A 23,021-nucleotide genomic window follows, 5' to 3' on the forward strand; every position below is an offset into this window, starting at 1 on the left:
CGAAACTTTAATCTTCAATGAATGAGAGCTTGGAGGTAAGTATCGGGCAACTCCATTCGGAACTATATAGACAGTATAAAAAGCACGCTCGATCGAGCGTGCTTTTTATGTGTAGGTTTGTTCGATATTCATCTTATCAATCAGGTAGTCTATCTGTTTTTCGGTCCTTGATATGAGTGCACTATCCAGAATGGGTTCGGTGCTTTCCTTGTCAATCTGATTATCCAGGTAATAGACACCTTTAAGGGGAACACCCTTCAGCGTAGAGAGCAGGGGTTTCAATGTATATTCCATCGCAAGCAAGTGGGAGATGCTCCCTCCTGACATTATAGGCAGCACAGGAGTATCTCTTAATACATCCTGCGGAAGTATATCGAAGAGGCTTTTCAACACCCCAGAATAAGCAGCTTTGTATACTGGAGAACCTACAATGACACCTCTTGCATTATGGATGTCTTCAGCAATATCAGTGACTGCTGGACTATTGAAGTTACCGAACATCAAATCTTTGGCTGGCACGTCCCGCACGGATACATGGCGGACGGATAGGCCACGTTCCGCCAATATAACGCCGATATATTTCAAGACACTTTCAGACCTGGAGAACTGCGAGGGACTGCCTGAGACAATCACAACATCGTACATATGACCACCCTTTCTAGACCGACAGCCTGTAATGTTTGAGTGTGTCTTCCAACGCGTCTATCCCCACTTCTGTAACGGCATCATACCGGTTGCCGAAGCCTACTTCCACCACAGGCACATGGCGTATCCCATATTTTACATCAAGGATATCCCTTAGATGGTCGTTTTCTGTTACATCTATAGCCTGATAATCGAAATGATTTTCTTCCAAATACTGCTTCACTTCTTCACAGTAGGAGCAGCCCTGCTTAGACCAGACCAGCACATTCACTTTTTTATTCATTTTACTTCCTCCTTATCCCTTTTATGGACCTCTCTTGTGTAACGGTTCTCCTTGAACCCGAGTCCCAGATTTTCTCTCAGTGTATCGCCGCTATATTGACGTTCATAATATCCTCTATCTTCCAGTATGGGAAGCACATTTTCTATAAATTCGTCGAACTGCCCGTCAAATACTTGTGGGTTCAGCATAAAACCGTCAGCGGCTCCTTCTTCTATCCACTCAATCATACGGGAAGCGACATCTTCGTAGCTTCCATAGAACGGATCTTTTGGAGAAGCCACCTGCAAAGCAACTTCCCGAAGCGTCAATGCTTCTTTTTCCGCCTTCTCTTTAATATTATCAGTCGTTGACCTGAAACTGTTTTTTCCAACCTCTCCAATATCCGGGAAAGGTTCATCGAGGGGGTGGGCAGAAAAATCATAATGATCAAAGAACCTTCCGAGCACTTCCAACGCCTTATCGATGGATATCAAATTCTTAATCTGTTCATACCTTTGTTCAGCTTCCTGCTCTGTCGGAGCAATAATCGGAGAAAGTGATGGGAAGATGAGAATATCTTCTGCTTTCCTCCCTGCTTCTATCGCCTTATTTTTTAACGTGCTGTAGTATTCCCGATTTTTTTCAATACTGTTGGCGTGGGTGAAAATTGCTTCTCCATACTTCGCCGCAAAATCTTGGCCCGTCTTGGACGCTCCGGCCTGAAAGATGACAGGCTGCCCCTGCGGGGAGCGCTGGATATTCAACGGACCCTTCACTTTAAAGAATTCTCCTTCATATCCCAGCGTATGAAGTTTTGTTTCATCCAGAAACTCGCCTGATTCGCGATTCCTGACAAACGCATCATCTTCATAGGAATCCCAAAGGCCCTGCACCACTTCCACATACTCGCTGGCCATCCGATATCTTAGAGAGTGTTCCGGATGATTGCCCTTGTTGAAATTGTCCGCGCTGCCTTCCAATGGCGATGTAACGACGTTCCATCCGGCCCTGCCGCCACTTATATTGTCAATACTCGCAAGCTGTCGCGCCACATTATACGGCTCACTGTATGTAGTCGATACAGTACCGGCGAGCCCGATCTTCGAAGTCACAGGCGCCAATGCCGAGAGCAGGGTCATTGGTTCAAAGCGATTGAGAAAATGGGGTATGGAATGTTTGTTGATATGAAGACCATCTGCGATGAACATGAAAGCAAACCCTGCATCTTCTGCCTTTTGTGTCACATTCAAATAATGGTTGAAATTGATACTGCCATCTATAACAGCATCCTCTGACCTCCAGGACGTCGGATGTGATCCCGGCCCCTGTATCAGCACACCCAGTTTTATTTTTTTCTTTGTCATGCAATCACCACTTTCATATTTTTGTTTCTCTGTCTGCAGACTATTAAAGGAAATCATCCATATGAGGCAAGAGTTCCTTGATGAATTTAAAAAGACGTTATAGTGTCATTATAAAAATTGATCCTTCATGACAGTTAAGACCGAGTTTGACCATAATGCCATGCTCAGACTTCATAAGGCCTGTTGATCCTCGCCTCATACCATCGTTGCACCCAACTGTATATGATCGTCATACCCCAGTAGATGATTCCAACTGCAAGATAGGCTTCAAAGAACTGCAGTGTCGCTGTAGCGAGCAGTTTCCCTTGTGCGAGCAACTCGGTTACACCGATTGTGAAGGCCAAAGAGGAGTTCTTTATCAATCCGATAAACATGTTTCCTGTAGCCGGCACTGCATTTCTTACTGCCTGCGGCAGAACAATGCCCCATACTGCCTGGCGATATGTTAGGCCAGTTGATATCGCCGCTTCCGTCTGGCCCTTGTCCACGGATATCAATGCAGCCCTGAATATTTCCGCCAGATATGCTGAAGTATTAAGGCTGAAGGCAATGATGGCTGCATTCACAGCTGATAATGAATTCAGCCAGGGGAACAACTGGGGCAGGCCGAAGTAGATCATCAACAACTGCACGAGCACAGGAGTTCCTCGGAAGAAAGAAATGTAAAGTTTGGAGAGTTGCAGTAACACGGGAGTTTTGTTGACGAGAAGCAGCGAAAGCACCACACCTATGGCCACTGCAATGATCATCGATACAATTGCCAAGTATAATGTGATTGGTATGTATACCAGCAGTTCCGGAATGATTTCAAGCATATAGGCTAAATCAAAATTCATTATGGTTCCTCCCTTCCATCCAGTTAAGCCATCACCAGTGCAGGCTCTTCTTTATTATTCTCTGTAGAAACCTGTCTGCCATACTTGCTGAGGAATCTTCTCGTCCGTTCATGCTGAGGGTTGTCGAATATATCTTCCGGTTTGCCTTCTTCGACAATATAGCCGTCTGCCATGAAAATGACTCGATCTGCGATATCTCTTGCAAAATTCATTTCGTGTGTAACAATCAACATCGTCTTATCCTTTTGAGCAATATCAGAGATGACATTGAGTACCTCTCCAACCCATTCGGGGTCAAGGGAGGAAGTTGGTTCATCGAAAAGGATGGCATGTGGATCTACAGCTAATGCCCGGGCAATACCGACCCGCTGCTGCTGCCCGCCTGATAGGGATATCGGATATGCTTCCTGTTTATCAAGAATGCCCACCTGTTCCAAAAGATTTTGTCCAACAGTCTCCGCCTCTCCTCTGCGATACTTTTTTGTGGCCGTCAGCGGATAAGTGATATTCTCCAGCACAGTTTTGTTTTTAAACAGATTATAATGTTGAAAAACCATGGAGGTCTGCATCCTCAACTGGTTAACCACGGCCTTCTTCGGTTTTTCTGCATCAATGGCTACTTCTCCCACTTCAATACTTCCTGCCTCCGGCCTCTCAAGGTAATTCAGACACCTGAGCAACGTTGATTTACCTGAGCCTGAAGGACCGATGATGGCCACGGTTTCTCCTTCGTCTACTTTAAAACTTATATCCTTCAATACTTCGTTGTTATTGAATGACTTCTTCAATCCAGAAACTCTGATCATATGGCAACCTCCAAATCCATACCTTTTTAATATGATTAATGTTTTTAAGTATAGCACCCTGCTACAGGTGCTTCAAGATAATACTTATAGTTATTCTCCTCTCCTCTTATAGAGGGTTTCTATATGTAAGAGAGGGGGGATACTCCAGGCCTCTGGGAAGCCGCTTTCCTGATGATGGCGACCATCTCATCAAAGTCGTCAATGTGGATGTCATTATGATGAATCAGATCAGTTTTTAACGAAACATGTGACAGGGCCGGAACATCGATTGCTGCAAGGGAGCCTTCTTCCAGTTCCCTATACACACTGAGTTCCGGAAGAAAGCCAATAGCTGCCCTGTTCAGAATAATCCCTTTAGCAGATTCCATACTATCTACTTCGTACTGTATATCCGGCTGTTCCTTCAGGCTCAAAAACAGATTATGGACCATTGTCCAGTCGAGGGAGCCACATTCAAAAAACACGATGGGTGTTTCAACCAGCCGTTCAATATCGATCGCCCCTCCGTCAGCAAAAGGATGATCCGAAGGAACAATGAGTCGTATAGGGCTCTCAATCACCCTTTCCGCATTCAATTTCGTCTGGGAAACATTGCTGGCAAAACCATAATCAGCCTCCCCATCCGACACCATCCGTGCAACCGTTTCACTTGTCTCTGTCATAATTCTAAACTTCTGGTCGGGAAAACGTTCTTTGAACATCGCCATCAGTCTTGGAACCAGATAGAAAGAGACAAGGCCGGAACATGCGATGGTTATTTCGTTCTTCTCTTCCATATTCTGAAGATGTGCCTTCCCTTTTTTCATCGTGCGTATGATATTTTCCGCAAATGGCAGAAACTCCATTCCTTTATCGGTAATGGTCAGTTGTCTCCCGACACGTCTGAACAGTTCTGCATCCAGTTCCCGTTCAAGGGATTTGATCCTTGATGTGACAGATGGTTGGGAAAGAAATAATGCCTTGGATGCTTTATTTATACTTCCAAAATGATTGACAAAAACAAATGCTTCTATATTATCTATATTCATAGCACCACTCTTTTCACAAGAAATCACAATTGTTCGATATTTAATATCCTATTATATAGATATGATTTAAAAAAGTAAACAGCACAATTGATTATTCATACAGACAAAAAACCTCCTAAGTTTACAGATTTTATATTTCATCTGTAAACTTAGGAGGTAGCAGGTCAAAGTTCTGCTATTTTTTATTTGCATTATTTATCGCTTCCATTGCCTGAATAACACTTTTTCTGAAGCCGTTATTCTCAAGTTCCATCACACCCTGTATGGTGGATCCTCCTGATGTAGTAATCTGATCCTTCAGAACTGCTGGATGGGATTCTGTTTCCAGCACAAGTTTCCCTGCCCCCACCACAGCTTGGGCTGCCAGCATATAGGCCTGCTGGCGTGGAAAGCCTGCGCTCACCGCCTTGTCCGCCATTGCCTCTATCATCAGGAAAGTATAGGTAGGAGAAGACCCCGTAAGCGAAGGTGCATATTTCATCAAAGGTTCCTCCACCCATGCCACCGCAGCAATCCGGTTAAATATTTCATCAAGGGTTTCCTTATCTTCATCCGAAATATGGGCGTTGGCTGCCATTACCATCACGCCCTCCTGGACAGATACAGCGATATTAGGCATATTCCTTACAATCTTATGCTGTGGGAGGATCGTCTCCATTTCATCAATTGATACACCTGCTGCGATGGAGATATGGATTGCATCTTCTCTTGTGTAAGCTCTCACTTCGTTGAAAACATGAAGTGTCTGGTCCGAACTTACACCATTGACGATAATATCGCATTCAGACAGCAGACTATAATCGGTACTTACTTCTATTCCTTTTCCTTCATTGAATTTATCAAGTTTCTGCTGGTTTCTGCCGGTGACGATGATATCATCTTTCATCTCCGGACTTTTCAACAGACCTTTGACAATGTGATTGACCATCTTACCGGCGCCGATGAATCCAATTCTATAACTCATATGCACTTCATCCCCTTAGACTTTATTGAACATTTTAACACGCCTGACTCCCGATGGCTTATAATTTATATAAAATGTTCCAGGTGATATAATTGTCCCCAAATGGGCACACATCCAACAGGAGGGGCACAGATATGGCAGAAAAGAATCTCACCAAAGAAAATAGAAAGCTGCACGAAAAACTTGATCCGAGATACAAAAAAGTTTATGAAGATATCCTCATATATATACGGGTGAATACTAGCTCAGAAAGCCATGAAACAGAAGCAGCACTCAATACATTACTGAAGAAGATCATTCAAACCCAAAGAGAGGGAGGGAGTATAACTTCCGTTACTGGAGAGAACTATCGCGCATACGCCGACAGCCTCATCGAAAAGCTTCCTCAAAGGAACATATTAAGACTGGCAAGCTTCCTGGCTCTCATACTAGTCGGTTTGAACTTAATATTCGATTATCTGATCCAGATATTTTTCAGACTGATTGACAGTGCGGCATTGAGCACTACACTCGTCGTCATTCAATTCACTCTCGAAATGATTATTACAGCAGCTCTGGTAATAGGATTCATATACGCTATATTTCATACCTTCCGTCAAATTGCTTTCAAGGCATGGCCTGCCTGGAAAGAGTATGGGCTGTACTTTCTGATCGGATTCGGCTTCTTCCTCCTTTATATGTTCCTCAATATCCTCCTCACTTCTATAGATTCGGGGCCATCATTCGAAGTGAATATGTTTTTGATAGTATTGCTTGGCATTATCCTACTAGCCCTTGGTATACTAGGGTTTTATAGAAAGAAATAACGCCATGAGATATGAAATTTTGTATCGCATAGCGTTATATTGTTACCCCATAAAGACTTTCTTGAACTTGATGCATGAACTTTAATATTTGTTCCATGAGAAACAGCAGGACCAGAAAAGCCCTGGACCTTATAAGATCCAGGGCTTTTCTCTAGCTGAGCAGTGCGCCTTCTTCTTGAGGTTTCAAATCCAGTTTGTCAGAAACCATTTCATTCAGTTCCTTGAACTTCTCCGGCTGTTCGGAGAGGTTGATTCCATAGGAAGGCACCATTTCTTTTATTTTATCCTCCCACTCAGGAAATTCCTGAGGGAAGCAACGCTGCATTACATCGAGCATGACATCTACAGAGACAGAAGCGCCTGGTGAGGCGCCAAGCAGGGCTGCAACAGAACCGTCTTCTGCAGTAATGACTTCAGTGCCGAACTGAAGTGTGCCCTTACCGCCTTTATCCGTGTCCTTGATGACCTGTACACGCTGTCCGGCCACTACGATATCCCAGTCCTCGCTTTTGGCTGATGGGATGAATTCCCTCAAGTCCTCCATCCTGTCCTCATTCGACTGCATGACCTGCTGGATCAGATATTTCGTCAGACCCATCTCTTTGGCCCCTGCAGACAGCATGGTAAATACATTATTCGGCTTCACAGACCCAATGAGGTCGAAATAGGAGCCGGTTTTGAGAAACTTGGGTGAAAAGCCTGCAAACGGTCCGAAGAGCAGTGATTTCTTCCCTTCGATATAACGTGTATCCAAATGGGGTACTGACATCGGAGGCGCTCCGACTTTTGCTTTCCCATATACTTTCGCATTGTGCTTCTCCACGACTTCAGGGTTCTCGCACACCATGAAAAGACCACTGACCGGGAAGCCGCCTATATTCTTCGACTCCGGTATGCCTGTCTTTTGAAGCAGTGGAAGGCTGCCTCCCCCAGCACCGATGAAGATGAACTTCGATGTATGATATTCGACTTTATCTGTTGCGAGATTTCTGACTTTGACCTGCCATTCCCCGCCCTTTGTCCGTCTGATATCTTCAACTTCATGGCCAAGGTTGAGTGATACGTCCTTTTCCTCGAGGAGGTCGAACAGTTTGCGTGTGAGATTACCGAAGTTGATATCCGTCCCGGTTTCGATACGGGTTGCGGCAATCGGTTCTTTTGAAGCACGCTCCTGCATCATCAAAGGGATCCATTTATTCAGGGTTTCTTCATCATCCGCAAATTCCATTCCTTCGAACAGTGGATTTTTGGATAACGCTTCCACACGTTTTTGTAGAAATTCGACATTCTTCTCCCCTTCTACAAAACTGAGATGGGGGACTGGCATGATGAAATCCTGAGGTTTCTCCATCATTCCCTTTTCAACAAGATGGGACCAGAACTGTTTGGACAATTGGAACTGTTCGTTGATGCGGATTGCCTTGGTGACATCCAAAGAGCCGTCTGCCTGCTCAGGTGTGTAGTTCAGTTCGCACAAAGCAGAGTGTCCGGTTCCAGCGTTATTCCATGCATCGGAACTCTCCTGGGCTGTTGAATCAAGCTTTTCAAACACTTCAATGTCCCATTCAGGTGCAACTTCCTTTAGAAGCGTACCTAAAGTCGCACTCATGATTCCGCCACCAATAAGAATGACGTCAGTTTTGTTCATTACACTGTTCATAATAACTTCAAAGCTCCTTATCAAATTCAAGTATGTGGATGCTACCGGAAAAATTAGTCTAAAAGTCCTTCAGGCGCATCTTGATTCATTAACGCGACCATCTTTATACAAGATGATATAATGTTATTCAGTTGTAGAAATATTTATTATTATTTGTTAATTATACTCCTTTTTCTACGGATATAAAAGGATAATATATTAATATGACACACTGAAATGATAATGTGACATACTAATGAAGTTAGGAGTTCCGAATGAAGAATCTACCTATATTTCTTATTGCACCCCTGCTGCTGTTTCTCTTTCTGATTCTGATCACCGATCTCGCAAACGCCGTCGGCGGCGTATTCATCTACATGCTTGTCATGGGCGCACGATTCCTCCTGGACAAGTTCAAAAAAAGAAAAGGCAACGATACTAAAGGCTCTGGAAACTGATGTTCCAGAGCCTTTGGCAGTTAGCCCACTTTTTGATTTACATACTCTACAAATTCATTGATGTCCCCTTCGGTTACATCAATCATCGCCACTTTTCCCATTCCTTGCGGAAATTCTATGAAAAGGGTGTTGTTCTCGATGATGGCTCTAACAATATCCTGATAGCTGAATACACGCTTGTATGATTCACCATTCATATCAACATTCATGATCATACGCTCGCTCGTCGTAATGTAGGCGCCCTTGAATTGGGTCTGCTCCCCAACCTTATAAATGATGGTACCTTCTACAGCGGGACCCAGCTTTTCTGTTGGATACAGTTCATCGGTGTCTATTTTCGTCAAACTCACTTTATCACACTCCATTTAATATTTTCTCTTTCATTCATCGTACCACTCTGCACACCCCGCCCGCCAATTTCGGAGACTAGTCGGTATGGATCTGCCAATGGTTTCTCGCGGCAATTGCCATGAGCCTCTCATCCGGCTTGACCGCAACGGGCCTTCCTACAAGTTCGAGCATCTTAAGGTCTGCATAGCTGTCACTGTAGGCTTCACTATTCTTCCAATCTATATCTTTTCCTGCAAAATGCTGTCTGATGATATCAATTTTACGATCGGCATAGACGCGTTCAAAGCGGGACTTGGAATCCAGCTTCTCACCAGCATAGTTTATTTTCGATCCTACTATGCAGTCTATTTCATACCCTTGGAATACCGCCTCAAGTAATGGGATGAAGGCGCCGGAAATCAGCATGACATAATAGTTGTCCCTTTTCAGCTGCTTCATCTTCCTTATAAGGGGCGTCCTCAGATCATCTATCATGTCGCCGGCTACCTCTTTGAAGAAAGACTCTATCTCTCCTCTTGAATTCTTTTTGAAAGAGCGGATGTAGTATTCCATCGCTTTGCTCTGCATCGTTGCTTTATTGACCAATTTGAGCTTGTAGAAGAAATATATGGGGGCAAATCTCCTCACAAACCTTTTGTAGTTTCTATTGTATCTGGGATGACGCTTAAGGCGCTCCATCAGAATGTTGAATGTTTCATACGGATACAGGGTCCCATCAAAATCAAACAAGGCCACTTTCATATTATATATCCTTCCTTACTGGGATGTTTCTTCTTGATTCTTCATAGTCCATTCTAACATATTCATCTGGCAATTGTTTACCGGTTGTTTCACGGGAAACATTACAGCATGTGCCTGGTTGTGGCGCTCAATTCTTCAAGATAGATCCTGGCCATACGGCTGAGCTCGACCTTTTTGTTGACGACCCAGCCGACTTTAATCTTATCTTCAACTGCCAGGGGAACCTGTACAATTTCAGAACTATCCAGGTCTTCACTCAATATTCCTGTAGAGATTGTATACCCATCCAGTCCGATGAGAAGATTGAATAAAGTCGCACGGTCACTCACCTGAATGCTTTTTGGGCTTGGTATGGTGCTGAAAACCTCTTCCGAGTAATAGAAGGAATTGTATTCCCCCTGCTCGAAGGCAAGGCGTGGGTATGGATCCAGGTCTTCCAGTGTTACAGAATCCCTCTTCGCCAGTGGGTTCGTCTTGCTGATGAATATATGGGGATGGGCTTCAAACAGCTGGGTGAACTTCAAACCTTTTTCCTTTATCAGCTGCAGAAGCACCTTCTCATTGAACGCGCTGATGTAGAGGACGCCTATTTCACTGGTCAAATTCTTCACATCATCAATTATTTCATAGGTCCTTGTCTCTCTGATCGTAAATTGATACTTGTCGCCACCATATTTACGGATCATCTCCACGAAAGCATCCACTACGAATGAATAATGCTGGGAAGAGACCGAGAACAGCTGTTGAGAGGGTTCAGCATCGAAATATCGTCTTTCGAGCAGTTCCACCTGTTCATTGATCTGCCGTGCGTAGCTCAGGAATTCAGCTCCGTCGGGAGAAAGGGAGATGCCTGTCGAGGTTCGGGTGAACAGGACGATGCCCAAGTCGTTTTCCAGTTCCTTGATTGCCTTGGAAAGTGTCGGCTGTGATATATAAAGTCTTCTGGCTGCCTCGTTGATGGAGCCACTCAGTACAACTTCTATGAAGTATTTCAATTGGTGAAGCTTCATGCGATTCCCCTCCGATATAGCTTATGGTTATAACAGATTATAAAGATAAACCGTTACTCTATATCTTATACGCATGATAATATTTAAACAATATCAATTTGAAAGAGGGATTAGATGAGTACACTGAAGAAAAAGAAAATATATAGGGCGGACCATGTCGGAAGTCTGCTGAGATCTGAAAAGGTCAAGGATGCGAGAAGAAAGTTCTCGGAAGATGCGATAGATGCAGAAGAACTGAAACGCATTGAAGATGAAGAGATCGCACGTATTGTTGAAAAACAGAAGGACCTTGGCCTGGAGGCTGTTACAGACGGGGAATTCCGTCGCTCGTGGTGGCATTTCGACTTCCTTGAAGGCCTTACAGGGGTAGAGGGCTACTGGTCTGGCGATGGCATCGCCTTTAAAGAGAAGACGACTAAATCAAGAGCGATCAAAGTTATAGGCAAACTGGACTTCAATGACCATCCGATGCTGCGTGATTTCGAATATCTTAAGGGGAAGGCAGGGGAGCACACAGCCAAATTCACAATCCCAAGCCCAAGTATGCTTCATTTCCGGGGTGAAATCGATCCCGCTGTATATCCTGATGAAGAAGTTTTCTTCGAAGATCTGGCGAACGCCTATAAAAAAGCATTGGAGGCCTTCTACAAGGCTGGATGCCGCTATCTCCAGCTCGATGATACTGCATGGGCTTACCTGTGTTCCGACGAGCAGAAAGAACAGATGAAGAACAAAGGACTCGATCCGGACCATCTTATCAGGAAATACCTGGAAACCATCAACAAAGCTGTAGCTGACCGTCCAGACGACTTCAAGATCACAATGCACATATGCCGTGGGAATTTCCGCTCCACCTGGATTTCTTCCGGCGGCTATGAGCCTGTTGCGAAAGAAATCTTCGGAGAGCTCGATATTGATGGTTTCTTCCTCGAATACGACAGTGACCGTGCGGGTGATTTCAAACCCCTCCGTCATGTGAACCGTGATGACCTATTCATCGTCCTCGGACTGATCACTTCCAAACATGGTGAACTCGAAGATAAAGATGAAATCAAGAAAAGGATTCAGGAAGCAACTGAATATGTCCCGCTTGAACAATTGGCCCTGAGCCCCCAATGCGGATTTGCTTCCACTGAAGAAGGCAACCTGCTGACCGAAGAGGAGCAATGGAACAAGCTGAAGCATGTAGTTGAGATTTCCAGGGAAGTCTGGTCCTGATAAAAGAGGAGGGAAGAAGTCCATGCGTACAGTACAGGTAGAAAAAGTCATCGATCAGAGCAGGTTCAATAAATTTCATCTGCTCGTTTTCTTTTGGTGTTTCTTTGCGATTTCATTCGACGGTTTCGACATCGCACTTTATGGCATCGGACTGCCGTTGATGATGGATGATTTTAGCCTCAGTTCGGCAGAGGGCGGGGCAATCGGCAGCTATGCACTCATCGGGATGATGCTTGGCACATTCATACTCGGCTCCTTTTCCGATATGCTTGGAAGAAAAAGAGTGCTTGCGCTCTGTTTGGCACTCATCAGCATCTTCAATATGCTTGCGGGATTTGCACCAAATGCCACCTTCTTCATCATCATGCGCTTCATCGCCTCCATGGGGATGGGCGGGCTGATGCCGGTCGTCATTTCTCTGATGACCGAATATTCACCCAAGAAGAACAGGGCGATGACTGTTGCTGTAATGTATTGCGGCTATTCCATCGGAGCCATTCTGGCTTCCCTCATCGCCATGGGTCTTCTGGAAACACTTGGATGGCGGTTCATGTACTGGCTTGGCGTACTTCCTCTCTTCACTCTTCCGTTCTTCCTGAAGCAGTTCCCGGAGTCCCTTCCATACTACATAGCAAGAGGGAAAGGCGACCGGGTGGCCCATATACTGAACCGGACTGATCCTGAAGGGAACTATAGCACCGCAGACCGTTTCGAATATACAAGAGCGGCGAAAGCGGCCAAGGGTGTTCCTGCAGGCAGATTATTCAAGGATGGCCGTGGACGCACTACAGTAGCCTTCTGGATCATGGTATTCAGCTGTCTTATGATGATCTATGGCCTCAATACATGGCTGCCGGCCATCATGCAGGAATCCGGTTTCGGAATCGCCTCAAGCCTTTCCTTCGTCATGATTCTGGCGGTAGGGCAGATCGTCGGATCATTGACAGGAGGTTACCTGGTGGACCGTATCGGCCACCGCAACGTACTTCTATCTATGTATCTCATCGGCGCATTGACCTTTGTGGCATTGAGCCTTACACATGCACCTGTGCTGCTATATATACTCATCGCAATCGGCGGTGCTTGTACCGGAGGTACACAGAACCTTGTCAATCCATACATCAGTTCATTCTATCCTGCTGATATCAGAGGCACAGGCCTGAGCATGGCAGTAGGCATCGGACGCCTCGGCTCCATCTCTGCACCTCTCCTGATCGGGTTTGTGCTCATGACGAACATTGCACCCCAGACAGCCTTCATCGCTTTTGCGATACCGAGCCTGATCGGCGGCGTTGCTCTATTGCTCGTCCAGGAACGTCATGCCAACCATGTCCAGCAAAGACAGAAAAAAGCGGTCCATAATATCCCAGAGACAAGCGTATAACTGCAGTGAAACGAAAAAGTGTCCACCGGCTGAATCAGCCGGTGGACACTTTTTATTGTCATCCAACCTCCTGTTTTTCCCTCTTTCTCAGGCTGATGAATTCTTTTGTCTCAGCAGCGACCACGCCGGACAGAAGCAGCAGGCCGATCAGGTTCGGCACCGCCATCAGACCATTGAAGATATCTCCAAGGTTCCACACGGTTCCAAGTGACATCGTCGCGCCCGGGATGATGGCCAAGACGAATATGACCCTATAGAGCAATGTGAAATTATCTCCGACCAGATAAGTAAAGCATTTTTCACCAAAGTAGCCCCAGCCGAGTATCGTGGAAAAGATGAAAGTAAGCAGTGTAACAGCGACGATTATATCCCCGAAACCTGGAAGCAGCTGATCGAAGGATTGTGCCGTCAATGCGGCTCCTTCTGTTCCACTTGTGTAAAGTCCGGCCATCGTCAGAGACACACCTGTAATCGTACACACGATGATGGTGTCGATGAAGACCTGCGTCATGGACACCAATGCCTGACGCGGCGGTACATCTGTACGCGCTGCTGCTGCTGCAATTCCGCCGGTACCAAGACCCGCCTCGTTCGAGAAGAGCCCGCGTGCAACACCCATTCTGATGACCGTACCCAGGGCACCGCCTGCAACGGCGTTTCCAGTGAAGGCATCCGAAAAGATCAGACCGAAGGCAGCAGGTACCTGATCGATATGTAGCACAAGTATAAGGACCCCGGCTATCAGATAAAGGGCCACCATGAATGGCACGAGTATGCTCGCCGTCTTTCCGATGCTTTTCACACCACCGATGAGAACCAGCCCGATGAGAACAGCGAACACGATCCCTGTGACCCATACCGGTATGTTGAACACATCCAGTGCAACACCTGAAGCCGCATTTGCCTGAATCATGTTTCCGATTCCGAATATGGCAGCAAACACGGCAAAGAATGCGAAGAGTACGCCGAGCCATTTCTGGCCGAGGCCATATTCAAGGTAATACATCGGACCGCCTGACATTTCTCCTTTGGCATTCTTCTGACGATATTTGACGCCAAGGACACCTTCGGAGTATTTCGTCGCCATGCCGACCAGTGCAGTGATCCACATCCAGAAGACCGCTCCCGGCCCCCCGATGACCACAGCAGTCGCAACCCCGACCACGTTGCCCGTACCGACAGTCGCAGCAAGAGCTGTCATCAGCGCCTGGAAATGGGTGATATCCCCCTCGCTTTTCGTATCGGCCTTAGTGAATACAAGCTTTAATGAATAAGGCAGCATACGGAATGAAAAAAATGCAAGTCTGATCGTCAGATATAGGCCTGTACCGACCAGAAAGATGATCAGGGGCAGACCCCAGACAAAACCGCTGATATCTGCCGTGAAATTCTCAAACCATTCTCCCATATTGATTCCTCCCCCTCAATGTCCATCACCTATAATCTATAAGAATATTCAGATAATGTCAATGGACCTGTATTTATAATAAAAAGCCACCCCGAAAGGTGACTTCTCATAAACTATATATCCGCCGGCTTTTTGAAATTATCCGCTTCTTCCACCTCATCCACAACTTTGCCGAAGTCGCTGTTATAGACAGGGAAGTTCCTGAAGAAGTAGGCACCTGCAAGACCTACAAGACCGGAGACGACCGCAACAATTCCTGCATAGAGCAGTACCTGCATTGCCGGATTGTAACCAAACAGCACAAGCAGTCCGGCTGTCGGCGTTGCAGTACCAGGAGCATTGTTGACGAGTCCTGAGAAGGCGATGATTACACCGCTCAGGCCGCCTCCAATGAAGTTGGTCAAGTAGATCGGAAGGGGGTTAGCGGCAATGACGTCAGCTTTGGACAGTGGTTCTATCGCTACCGATAATACTGACTTTGCATTTCCTATCTTCAGCTTATGGAAAAGGGTGCTGTTTATGAATGCTGATCCGAATGCGGCAAGACTACCCACAGCCATCGGTATACCTGTAAGGCCAAGCAGGGCTGTCAATGCCATGGAACTGAGTGGTGACGTACCTACAACGGTAATGATGCCACCGAGCAGCAGACCCATGATGATCGGACTTGATGCTGTAGCCACCTCAATGATCGCCCCGATTTTGAGCAGGGACGCATCGACCAACGGTGTCAGGCCTGCACCGATCAACCGGGTGAGCGGCACAACCGCAATGATCACAATGATGAAGTCCAGACCATTCGGAATTTTCTTCTCGAGATATTTGACGCCGAAAGAAATGATATAGGCTGCAAAGAAGCTTGGTATGAGTCCGATTCCCCCACATGAAACTGCAATGATTGCAGAGTTAAGTGGATTCACACCCATTGTCAGGGCAACGAGGAATGCAACGATGACACCGCTCAGGAGTCCGGCTTCCGTACCTGCCTCCTGGAAGAATCCGAGACTGAATATATCACCGATGACGAAGGACTGCAGCGCTTCAACCAGGAAGGTTGCGATGGCGGCTGCAGCGAGTGCACCCATTGCCTTATCCCCATAGGGAGCGTAGTAGGTGAATAATGTGAAAAATGCGAGTAAAAGTATAAGTAATCCAATACCAATAATCTGTTCCATTGTTCCTCTCCTCTGATTCACTCGATGCCAACGGCAGAATGAATATTTTTCCTTTTAAATTATGTACAATTCATTGTTTCATCAGAGAATTCAATGCAGCGCTGACAACTGCCTGTGTTCTACTTTTTTGAATTCATATATCCATGAATATATTTCTACTTTACACCCAGTCAGTGCGCCGCTTCAATTGAATATTCAAATTATATAAAAATTTATACGAAATAGTTACAGAATTGTTAACGCTTTCAACAATATAGGTAAGAAAAACGGAATGGGAAGTTCCGGTTTTCCAAAAAATTACTCGCCTGCTTCAAATGCAGGCTCCAAATGTCCTTCTTCACTCAATTCCATAAGGAAATCATGTACTTCCTGGGAAGTGAATGCCTCTTCTACAGCCTGAATCTCCTCGGAATCCTGATTGTCTTCACGCGCTACGAGCTGGATGGCGAATGTGTTGTCCTCATCCTCCTCAAGCAGTACAGCATCTTCCGGTGTCAGATCGATGCTTGAAATATACGTCGGATAGTTGAATACAAGCGGTACCCCGTCTTCATATGCACCAGTCAGGTTGAGCAGGTCGATATGTGTAAACTCAAGGTTCTTCGGGTTCTCCTCGATATCTTCCACTGTTGCGGTATGTTCTGCATCAGAAGCCAGGGTGATGATCCCCTGCTGATCGAGTATCATGAGCGCACGTGCTTCATTTGTGGCATCAGAAGGGATCGCCACCTCTGCGCCATCCTCCAGTTCCTCTATGGAATCATAGACAGGCGAATAGAAGCCGACGATTGCATTATAGACTGGCTGAAGCGCAACGAGGTTGCCGTCGCGTTCTTCATTGAAGATTTCCATGAATGGTTCATGCTGGGCGAAATTCGCATCGACTTCTTCATTCAGCAGAGCTTCGTTATACTGGATATTATCCGATACTTCAACCAGTTCTATTTCATACGGATCTTCAATGACGTCGCCTGCAATTTCAACGACATCCGTCATTGGCGGCAGGTGGGAGGCCACCTGAATTACGGTCTTTTCCCCAGAGTTATCGGAACCGCCCTCCTGGGCTTCTTCCGTACCGCTTTCTTCTCCCCCACACCCTGCAAGAACAAGGGCAAGGCCACTTAACAATAATCCTTTTTTAAACATGTTGCTTCATCTCCTCTAGATTTTTTATTTTTTATCAAGTTGCCTGGCAATTCGAAGCCCAAACCATTGGGCCAGAATGACAAATATGATGATTACGACAATTGCGGTATACATGACATCCGTCTCATAGCGCTGATATCCATATCGGATCGCAAAGTCCCCGATGCCACCGCCTCCGACGACACCCATTATCGTGGAGTAGGATATGAAACTGACGAAAGCAGTGGTGAATCCGATGATGAGGGAACTTCGGGCTTCAACATAAAGGAACTTCCATACAAGCTGGGTCGTAGTCGCTCCCATCGATTCCGCCGTTTCCATCACGCCTTTCGGCACATCGTGAAGGGACTGTTCGACAAAACGTGCATACAGCGCAATCGCAATCAGCATCATCGGGAAGGATGCGGCTACAGGGTCTCCTGTTGCACGTCCATAGAAAAAGCGGATCAGCGGCTGCATGACGACGACAAGCAGCAGGAACGGGAAGGAGCGGACGATATTGACGAATACGCTCGCCACCTGATACAGGATTTTGTTATCCATGGGCTTGTTCCTGGATGTCAGGAACAGGAGTGTGCCGAGGGGCAGCCCCAGAAGGATTGCAGCCACCATGGCGAATACCATCATGATTCCGGTCTCATAAAGGCTTTCAAACAATCTTGGGGCATATTCGATGACACGCTCCATATAGAGGCTCAGACTAATCACCTTTCAACACTTCCAATACACGTGCATGATAGGACTTGCCGGATCGTCCATCCTTCTCATGAACCACATCGATCGTGTCGATCAGTCTGCCCTGGTCCAGTACAGCAGCACGATGGCACAGCGTTTTTATGACATTGAGCTCATGCGTGACGATGACGACGGTCATCCCATATTCATGCTGTGCCTTGTGCAGTACATCGACGATTTCATAGGTGGTATTCTCGTCCAGAGCGGATGTTGGCTCATCACACAAAAGGATCTTCGGACGTGTGATCAGTGCCCGGGCGATGCCCACACGCTGCTTCTGACCGCCTGAGAGTTCGGCAGGGTAGCTGGATCTTTTATCGGCAAGTCCGGTGAAATCGAGCACTTCATCTAACGATAATGGAGTTTTATATTTATGTAATGTCAAAGGCAGCCGGATATTATCTTCGACCGTCCTGTTGCCCAATAGATTGAAGTGCTGGAAAATCATCCCGATGTCCTTCTGATGGGTTCTCAGACGTTTCCCCGCCAGTTTCCCGACTTCCACACCGTCGACATATACGTCTCCCGAGTCCGGCGTCTCCAATGCATTGATGAAACGCATCAGTGTAGACTTGCCGGCACCGCTCTCGCCGATGATGCCGAATATCTCCTGCTCCTTGATGGAAAGGGTCACACCATCGACAGCTTTGAAGGGGCCGTCTTTACCTGTAAATGATTTTGATACCTCTGTCATTTCTATCAACTTAAGGACCTCCGTAATACAATCAACACAGGCATCATATCTATCCAAATACCTCAAAAGCCAATGATATCATACCTCTGCATCCAAAGTGTCAGTCTATTGAAAATACCCCTCTAGAATAACATGTCCAAAGGGGTTAATCATCATAATAATCGTCAAATTCTATATAATAGTCGTCCTGATACTGCCTGTTATACTCCTGCAGTTCCTGTGCGAAAGCTTCTATGTCTGGAATATCTTCGAAATCGATGGAGAACCATATCACTTTATCTACCGAGGCTGATTGTGCATCAATGGTGACGAGTGCACCTTCATCATCATCCTCCACAAGTTGGATGACTTGATATTCGACAGGGTGGGCGCCTTCACTCGTCGTAACATGTATGAACTGCCCGCCGACTTCAGCTGCAGCAAGGGCCTTGGCCTCCTCTTCTGTCATGAGCGCCTTCTCCCCGGGATCTTCAGAGCTTTCTTCAGTCTGCTCTTCAGCAACTTCCTTACGGGGAAGTTCCCTTGATTTCATATCCGTGATGCTGCCATCTTCTCGTTCCATCGTAATCTCATACTCGAGATTTTCATCTGACACCCGGACGATGTAGTGCTGACCCTTGGTCTCGACCGCTTCAATCTCACCACCATACCGCTCCATGACCATCGCTCTGACTTCATCTTCTCCAATGTCATCAGGCTTGGCCTGAAAAATTGCCGCCACTATGATCAGTATGACCAGTACAACTGCTCCAGAAGCAATTACCAGCCTAGTTTTCTTCCTCATCATTTCCCCCGCTTTCCATAGTCAGTCTGAAGGTCGTGCCAACGTCCACCTGGCTGTCGACGGAAATGTCAATGCCGTTTAACTTTGCGAGCTCACGGGCTATCGACAGGCCGAGACCCGAGCCGCCAGTTTTTCTTGCCCGGGCCTTATCCACACGATAGAAGCGTGTGAAGATGTGATCGATATCCTCCTCGGGGATTCCGATGCCCCTGTCTTTTATCGTCACTTCAACCGACTGTCCATGATCTTGCACTTCGACTGCAATTGCATCCGAACTGTACTTATAGGCATTATCCATGAATATCTTCAGCAGCTGGTCGAATGTATTCACATCAACATGGGCCAGGACCGATTCATTATCTGTACGTACATCAATCTCCCGCTGATAGACCGTCTCCAGCCGTGCCGCGATATCGCGGATCAGCTTGACGATGCGCGTCGGCTGCCGGGATATCTCCTCCCTGCCTGTATTCACCTTGGCAAAGCTCAAAAGCTGTTCCGTCAGATACTTCATCCTTCTTGCTTCATCACTGATGGCATGGATACTCTCGTCCAGCACATCCTCTCTGGTCTTGCCGAAACGTTTGAGCATTTCACTGTATGAGCTGATGACAGTAATCGGCGTCTTCAGCTCATGGGAGGCATTCATGATGAAGGCCTGCTGATTCTCATCATGGATCTTCAGCTCCTCCATCATATTATTGAAGGCTGCAGACAGTTCCTGAAGCTCCTTCGTGTCCTTTTGGTCGACTTCCAGCATTGAATACTTCGATGTGGTCTCTGTCCTGTTCATCCTGTCGACCAGCTTGTTGATCGGCCGGGTTATGAAGTTCGTGATGATCCTGTTCAACAGGAATATGACGATGAATATGATCGCCGTCGAGAGCAGCAGAATCCATCGCAGGATTTCAAAAGTTTCATGCAGGAACTGGACATTTTCATAGATCTGCAGGTCATATACCTCACCATTCTCCCAAATGATGGGCAGGGAGACCATCACAAAATGATGTGCCTCATGGTTCATCGCTTCTGCATACTGTGAGGTACTGTATGGCATGGATATGTTCGCATAATCCGCTTCCGTCGCAATCCTGACCACCGGATTATTTTCGCTGTCTATGACCGTCATATAGCCATCTGAAAGCAGGTGTGCCTGGAGTACAGCTTCAGCATTGATATCATTATCATTGGCATTCTGGATTTCCTGCATGATATTGAAACCACGGTTTTCAAGCTGGCCCATTTCTGCATTCAGCGAAAACTGCTTATATGAATGATAGACAAACAGGTTGATGATGATGACTACAATCAGGGTCATAACGGTTGTATACAACTGAATTTTAGTCCCTAGTTTCATTACTTCAGTCCTTCACTATATAGCCAATACCCCTGACGCTTGAAATGATGGAGGGGGATCCGCGATCAAGTTTCTTGCGCAAGTATCTGACATAGACATCGACAGTATTCGTATCACCATAATAGTCATAGCCCCACACCGCCTCGATGATCTGCTCCCGTGATAATGCCTGGTTTTTATGTTCGACCAGAAAATGAAGCAGATCGTATTCCCTCTGGGTCAGATAGATCAGTTCATCATCTATATACACTTCACGGGCCATCGGCAGAATCTTCAGGTGCCTGTACTTCATTTCCTGGAAGTCGGCATTATTTGACAGGCTCCTCTGCTTCAGCTGCGCCCGGATGCGTGCAAGCAGTTCCTCGATTTCAAAAGGCTTGGTGACATAGTCGTTTGCTCCGGAGTCGAGACCACTCACTTTGTCCATCACTGCATCCCTTGCCGTAAGCATGATGATGCGTATTTCATCGTCCTTCTGACGGACACGGCGGAGCACTTCAAGCCCATTCAGTTCGGGAATCATGACATCCAGAAGAATCATGTCAAAAGATTCCGCTCCGTACTTTTCCATCGCCTCTTTTCCCGTGTATGCGATTGCCACTTCGTACCCTTCATATTCCAGCTCCAGCTGGATGACACGGGCAATCTTGTCATCGTCTTCGACAATCAGAATCTTTTCCATAACAGCACTCCCCATTACTTTGATGCACGATGATTACTATTACACCAAGTATAAAGCAAAATGTACTTATTTTCGTTATAGAATTATTAAAATTCAATTAAAAAACCCGGGAGAAGTCCTCCCGGGCCATCTGCCCTTCAATCACTCATCGATTTCGGTTACTTTCCCAGTACGTGCATCGATTTCCACTTCATACTCTTTTCCCTCTGTTTCCAGTTCCACTTCATATTCCTTGTCATCTTCATCAAAATCCCATTCCTTCACTTCACCGCCGACTTCATTCTGGGCGATCTTCAATGCCTCTGTGGAAGAAATGAGTCCATTTCCGGCAGACTGCTTAGGCTGGTCCTTTGCGGATTCTGAAGATGTTCCTTCGCCTCTGTCGTCATCATCCCGGCCGTTGTCGTCACTATCGTCGTCCCGGTCATCATCATCCCGATCGAATGACTCTTCAAGAACTGTCAGATTGTTGGCATCGATATCGACGTCATATTCCTCATTGCCGTTTTCCAGCTCTATTTCATAGTAGTAGATGCCATCATCCTCTTCGAGCTCCACTCCCTGCACCTTGCCGTCAAAATTCTTCTTCGCCGCATCGACCGCTTCCTGCGCGCTCTTCTTTACATTGCCTTCAGCTTCAGCGCTCATAACAGCAGTCGTGCCTTCCGTATGATTGTCTTCCCAGTTCATATCCGTTTCCGCATTTGCACTTGAACACGCACCCAGTACGAGCGCCGATGCGATACTTCCAATCAGCAGATGATTTTTTTTGATTATCATTCATAACGCCTCCTTAATGTTTGTAACCTCATTATAGGAAGCCATCAATAGAGGACGGTTAACGAAAAATTAAAAGATGATTAAAGCACTCCTGGATTTCTTTTAATGAAACACTCCACCAGACATTTATACAAGCTCCAGCCTTTCCTTGTAACATTTCCTGCAGACGGGCACATACTCCTCGTCTCCAATCTGTATCGTTTCGCCGATGTTGGTCGGCACGCCATTCAAAAGCCGCATATTGAGCGTCGCCTTCTTGTTGCAGAACTGGCAGATGGTCTTCAGTTCATCGATGGCATCACAGAGTTCCAGCAGCACCTGGCTGCCTTCGAACAGCTGATTGCGGAAGTCCGTCTTCAGTCCGAAGCAGATGACTGGTATGTCCAGGTCGTCGGCGATGTCGCTCAGCCTATGGACATCGGCCCGGGAGAGGAACTGTGCCTCGTCCACTACTACCGCATGCACCTTATCCTGCTCGTGGATGGCTTTGACCTCTTCATAAACGGTGTCGGTAATATACTCGCATATCAGTTCAAGACCGATCCTCGATCTGATCCTTTTATGACCGCTCCGTGTATCTATAGGCGTGGAGTAGGCCAGGCACTGCTTGCCCTGGGTCGTATATTGGTGGTGTGTAGTGATGATCTGGTTGCTTTTGTTGCTCTGCATCGTTCCGTATCGATAATATAGTTTTGCCATGTGGATTCCAACTCCCTATATGTATTCCTACTATTTGAGTATGAATGGT

At 46.3% G+C, this 23,021-nt stretch carries 25 protein-coding genes; 4 read left to right on the forward strand and 21 right to left on the reverse strand.

Translation table 11 applies throughout. The features are described 5' to 3' along the window. Window positions 1-105 precede the first annotated feature (105 nt). From ssuE to proC, 7 genes are all read right to left on the reverse strand, one after another. Complete coding sequence (gene ssuE / locus EDC33_RS11800) at window positions 106-645, reverse strand: NADPH-dependent FMN reductase (RefSeq protein WP_124011322.1); 540 nt, start codon at window positions 643-645, stop codon at window positions 106-108. Window positions 646-658: 13 nt separating this feature from the next. After that, complete coding sequence (locus tag EDC33_RS11805) at window positions 659-928, reverse strand: glutaredoxin family protein (RefSeq protein WP_040105407.1); 270 nt, start codon at window positions 926-928, stop codon at window positions 659-661. Further along, window positions 925-2,271: an LLM class flavin-dependent oxidoreductase gene (locus tag EDC33_RS11810; RefSeq protein ID WP_124011323.1), complete on the reverse strand. Its 1,347-nt coding sequence runs from the start codon at window positions 2,269-2,271 to the stop codon at window positions 925-927. Before EDC33_RS11810 ends, EDC33_RS11805 begins: the two co-directional genes overlap by 4 nt. Before the next feature lie 164 nt (window positions 2,272-2,435). Then, a complete protein-coding gene (locus EDC33_RS11815) occupies window positions 2,436-3,107 on the reverse strand; it encodes an amino acid ABC transporter permease (RefSeq protein ID WP_040105409.1) in 672 nt (223 codons plus the stop codon). A gap of 23 nt (window positions 3,108-3,130) precedes the next feature. Then, window positions 3,131-3,913 (reverse strand): amino acid ABC transporter ATP-binding protein, encoded by a 783-nt coding sequence (locus EDC33_RS11820; protein ID WP_124011324.1) that lies wholly within the window; start codon window positions 3,911-3,913, stop codon window positions 3,131-3,133. A gap of 119 nt (window positions 3,914-4,032) precedes the next feature. Next, window positions 4,033-4,941: a LysR family transcriptional regulator gene (locus EDC33_RS11825; RefSeq protein WP_052443658.1), complete on the reverse strand. Its 909-nt coding sequence runs from the start codon at window positions 4,939-4,941 to the stop codon at window positions 4,033-4,035. Between the two features lie 175 nt (window positions 4,942-5,116). Beyond that, window positions 5,117-5,905: a pyrroline-5-carboxylate reductase gene (proC, locus tag EDC33_RS11830; protein ID WP_124011325.1), complete on the reverse strand. Its 789-nt coding sequence runs from the start codon at window positions 5,903-5,905 to the stop codon at window positions 5,117-5,119. 134 nt (window positions 5,906-6,039) lie between these two features. Here proC and EDC33_RS11835 point away from each other — a divergent pair, with 134 nt between their 5' ends. Continuing rightward, on the forward strand, window positions 6,040-6,711 hold the full coding sequence (locus tag EDC33_RS11835; protein WP_124011326.1) for a DUF1129 domain-containing protein: 672 nt from the start codon (window positions 6,040-6,042) through the stop codon (window positions 6,709-6,711). A gap of 151 nt (window positions 6,712-6,862) precedes the next feature. Here the strand turns inward: EDC33_RS11835 and EDC33_RS11840 are convergent, their stop codons facing one another. Beyond that, window positions 6,863-8,371, reverse strand: coding sequence for a malate:quinone oxidoreductase (locus tag EDC33_RS11840; protein ID WP_124011327.1), 1,509 nt, complete (start codon window positions 8,369-8,371; stop codon window positions 6,863-6,865). A 254-nt stretch (window positions 8,372-8,625) separates the two neighbouring features. Between EDC33_RS11840 and EDC33_RS11845 the strand changes: the two genes are divergently transcribed. Next, window positions 8,626-8,808: a hypothetical protein gene (locus tag EDC33_RS11845; protein WP_124011328.1), complete on the forward strand. Its 183-nt coding sequence runs from the start codon at window positions 8,626-8,628 to the stop codon at window positions 8,806-8,808. A gap of 20 nt (window positions 8,809-8,828) precedes the next feature. On the opposite strand, the gene EDC33_RS11850 is transcribed toward EDC33_RS11845, so the two are convergent. From EDC33_RS11850 to EDC33_RS11860, 3 genes are all read right to left on the reverse strand, one after another. Further along, the gene (locus EDC33_RS11850; RefSeq protein WP_124011329.1) at window positions 8,829-9,158 is read right to left on the reverse strand and encodes a hypothetical protein; all 330 of its coding nucleotides are present in this window, start codon (window positions 9,156-9,158) and stop codon (window positions 8,829-8,831) included. A 76-nt stretch (window positions 9,159-9,234) separates the two neighbouring features. Next, the gene (locus tag EDC33_RS11855; protein ID WP_124011330.1) at window positions 9,235-9,900 is read right to left on the reverse strand and encodes an HAD family hydrolase; all 666 of its coding nucleotides are present in this window, start codon (window positions 9,898-9,900) and stop codon (window positions 9,235-9,237) included. 101 nt (window positions 9,901-10,001) lie between these two features. Continuing rightward, window positions 10,002-10,910 carry a LysR family transcriptional regulator gene (locus EDC33_RS11860; RefSeq protein ID WP_124011331.1) on the reverse strand — a complete coding sequence of 303 codons (909 nt, stop codon included), beginning with the start codon at window positions 10,908-10,910 and terminating at the stop codon, window positions 10,002-10,004. Window positions 10,911-11,024: 114 nt separating this feature from the next. On the opposite strand from EDC33_RS11860, the gene EDC33_RS11865 reads away from it, so the two are divergent. Both EDC33_RS11865 and EDC33_RS11870 read left to right on the forward strand, forming a co-directional pair. After that, a complete protein-coding gene (locus EDC33_RS11865; RefSeq protein WP_124011332.1) occupies window positions 11,025-12,128 on the forward strand; it encodes a 5-methyltetrahydropteroyltriglutamate--homocysteine S-methyltransferase in 1,104 nt (367 codons plus the stop codon). A 22-nt stretch (window positions 12,129-12,150) separates the two neighbouring features. Further along, complete coding sequence (locus tag EDC33_RS11870; protein ID WP_124011333.1) at window positions 12,151-13,512, forward strand: MFS transporter; 1,362 nt, start codon at window positions 12,151-12,153, stop codon at window positions 13,510-13,512. Window positions 13,513-13,570: 58 nt separating this feature from the next. On the opposite strand, the gene EDC33_RS11875 is transcribed toward EDC33_RS11870, so the two are convergent. The 10 genes from EDC33_RS11875 to EDC33_RS11920 form a co-directional block, all read right to left on the reverse strand. Continuing rightward, entirely contained in the window at window positions 13,571-14,920 is a 1,350-nt protein-coding gene (locus tag EDC33_RS11875; RefSeq protein ID WP_094907159.1) for an alanine/glycine:cation symporter family protein, read from the reverse strand. A 113-nt stretch (window positions 14,921-15,033) separates the two neighbouring features. Continuing rightward, complete coding sequence (locus EDC33_RS11880; protein ID WP_094907158.1) at window positions 15,034-16,095, reverse strand: PTS sugar transporter subunit IIC; 1,062 nt, start codon at window positions 16,093-16,095, stop codon at window positions 15,034-15,036. Between the two features lie 297 nt (window positions 16,096-16,392). Next, window positions 16,393-17,241 (reverse strand): MetQ/NlpA family ABC transporter substrate-binding protein, encoded by an 849-nt coding sequence (locus EDC33_RS11885; protein ID WP_124011334.1) that lies wholly within the window; start codon window positions 17,239-17,241, stop codon window positions 16,393-16,395. Window positions 17,242-17,265: 24 nt separating this feature from the next. Further along, window positions 17,266-17,928 (reverse strand): methionine ABC transporter permease, encoded by a 663-nt coding sequence (locus tag EDC33_RS11890; RefSeq protein ID WP_094907156.1) that lies wholly within the window; start codon window positions 17,926-17,928, stop codon window positions 17,266-17,268. Between the two features lie 13 nt (window positions 17,929-17,941). Beyond that, window positions 17,942-18,670, reverse strand: coding sequence for a methionine ABC transporter ATP-binding protein (locus EDC33_RS11895; protein WP_124011335.1), 729 nt, complete (start codon window positions 18,668-18,670; stop codon window positions 17,942-17,944). Window positions 18,671-18,815: 145 nt separating this feature from the next. Next, the gene (locus EDC33_RS11900) at window positions 18,816-19,454 is read right to left on the reverse strand and encodes a hypothetical protein (RefSeq protein WP_124011336.1); all 639 of its coding nucleotides are present in this window, start codon (window positions 19,452-19,454) and stop codon (window positions 18,816-18,818) included. Then, window positions 19,438-20,772 (reverse strand): sensor histidine kinase, encoded by a 1,335-nt coding sequence (locus tag EDC33_RS11905; RefSeq protein WP_308809868.1) that lies wholly within the window; start codon window positions 20,770-20,772, stop codon window positions 19,438-19,440. The genes EDC33_RS11900 and EDC33_RS11905 overlap by 17 nt, the downstream gene beginning before the upstream one ends. 43 nt (window positions 20,773-20,815) lie before the next feature. After that, window positions 20,816-21,493, reverse strand: coding sequence for a response regulator transcription factor (locus EDC33_RS11910; protein WP_124011338.1), 678 nt, complete (start codon window positions 21,491-21,493; stop codon window positions 20,816-20,818). 141 nt (window positions 21,494-21,634) lie between these two features. Next, window positions 21,635-22,273: a PepSY domain-containing protein gene (locus EDC33_RS11915; protein WP_124011339.1), complete on the reverse strand. Its 639-nt coding sequence runs from the start codon at window positions 22,271-22,273 to the stop codon at window positions 21,635-21,637. 126 nt (window positions 22,274-22,399) lie between these two features. Further along, window positions 22,400-22,972, reverse strand: coding sequence for a thymidine kinase (locus EDC33_RS11920; RefSeq protein ID WP_094907153.1), 573 nt, complete (start codon window positions 22,970-22,972; stop codon window positions 22,400-22,402). Between the last annotated feature and the right edge of the window lie 49 nt (window positions 22,973-23,021).

This window comes from Salinicoccus roseus, assembly GCF_003814515.1.
GTDB classification, from domain to species: Bacteria; Bacillota; Bacilli; order Staphylococcales; family Salinicoccaceae; genus Salinicoccus; species Salinicoccus roseus.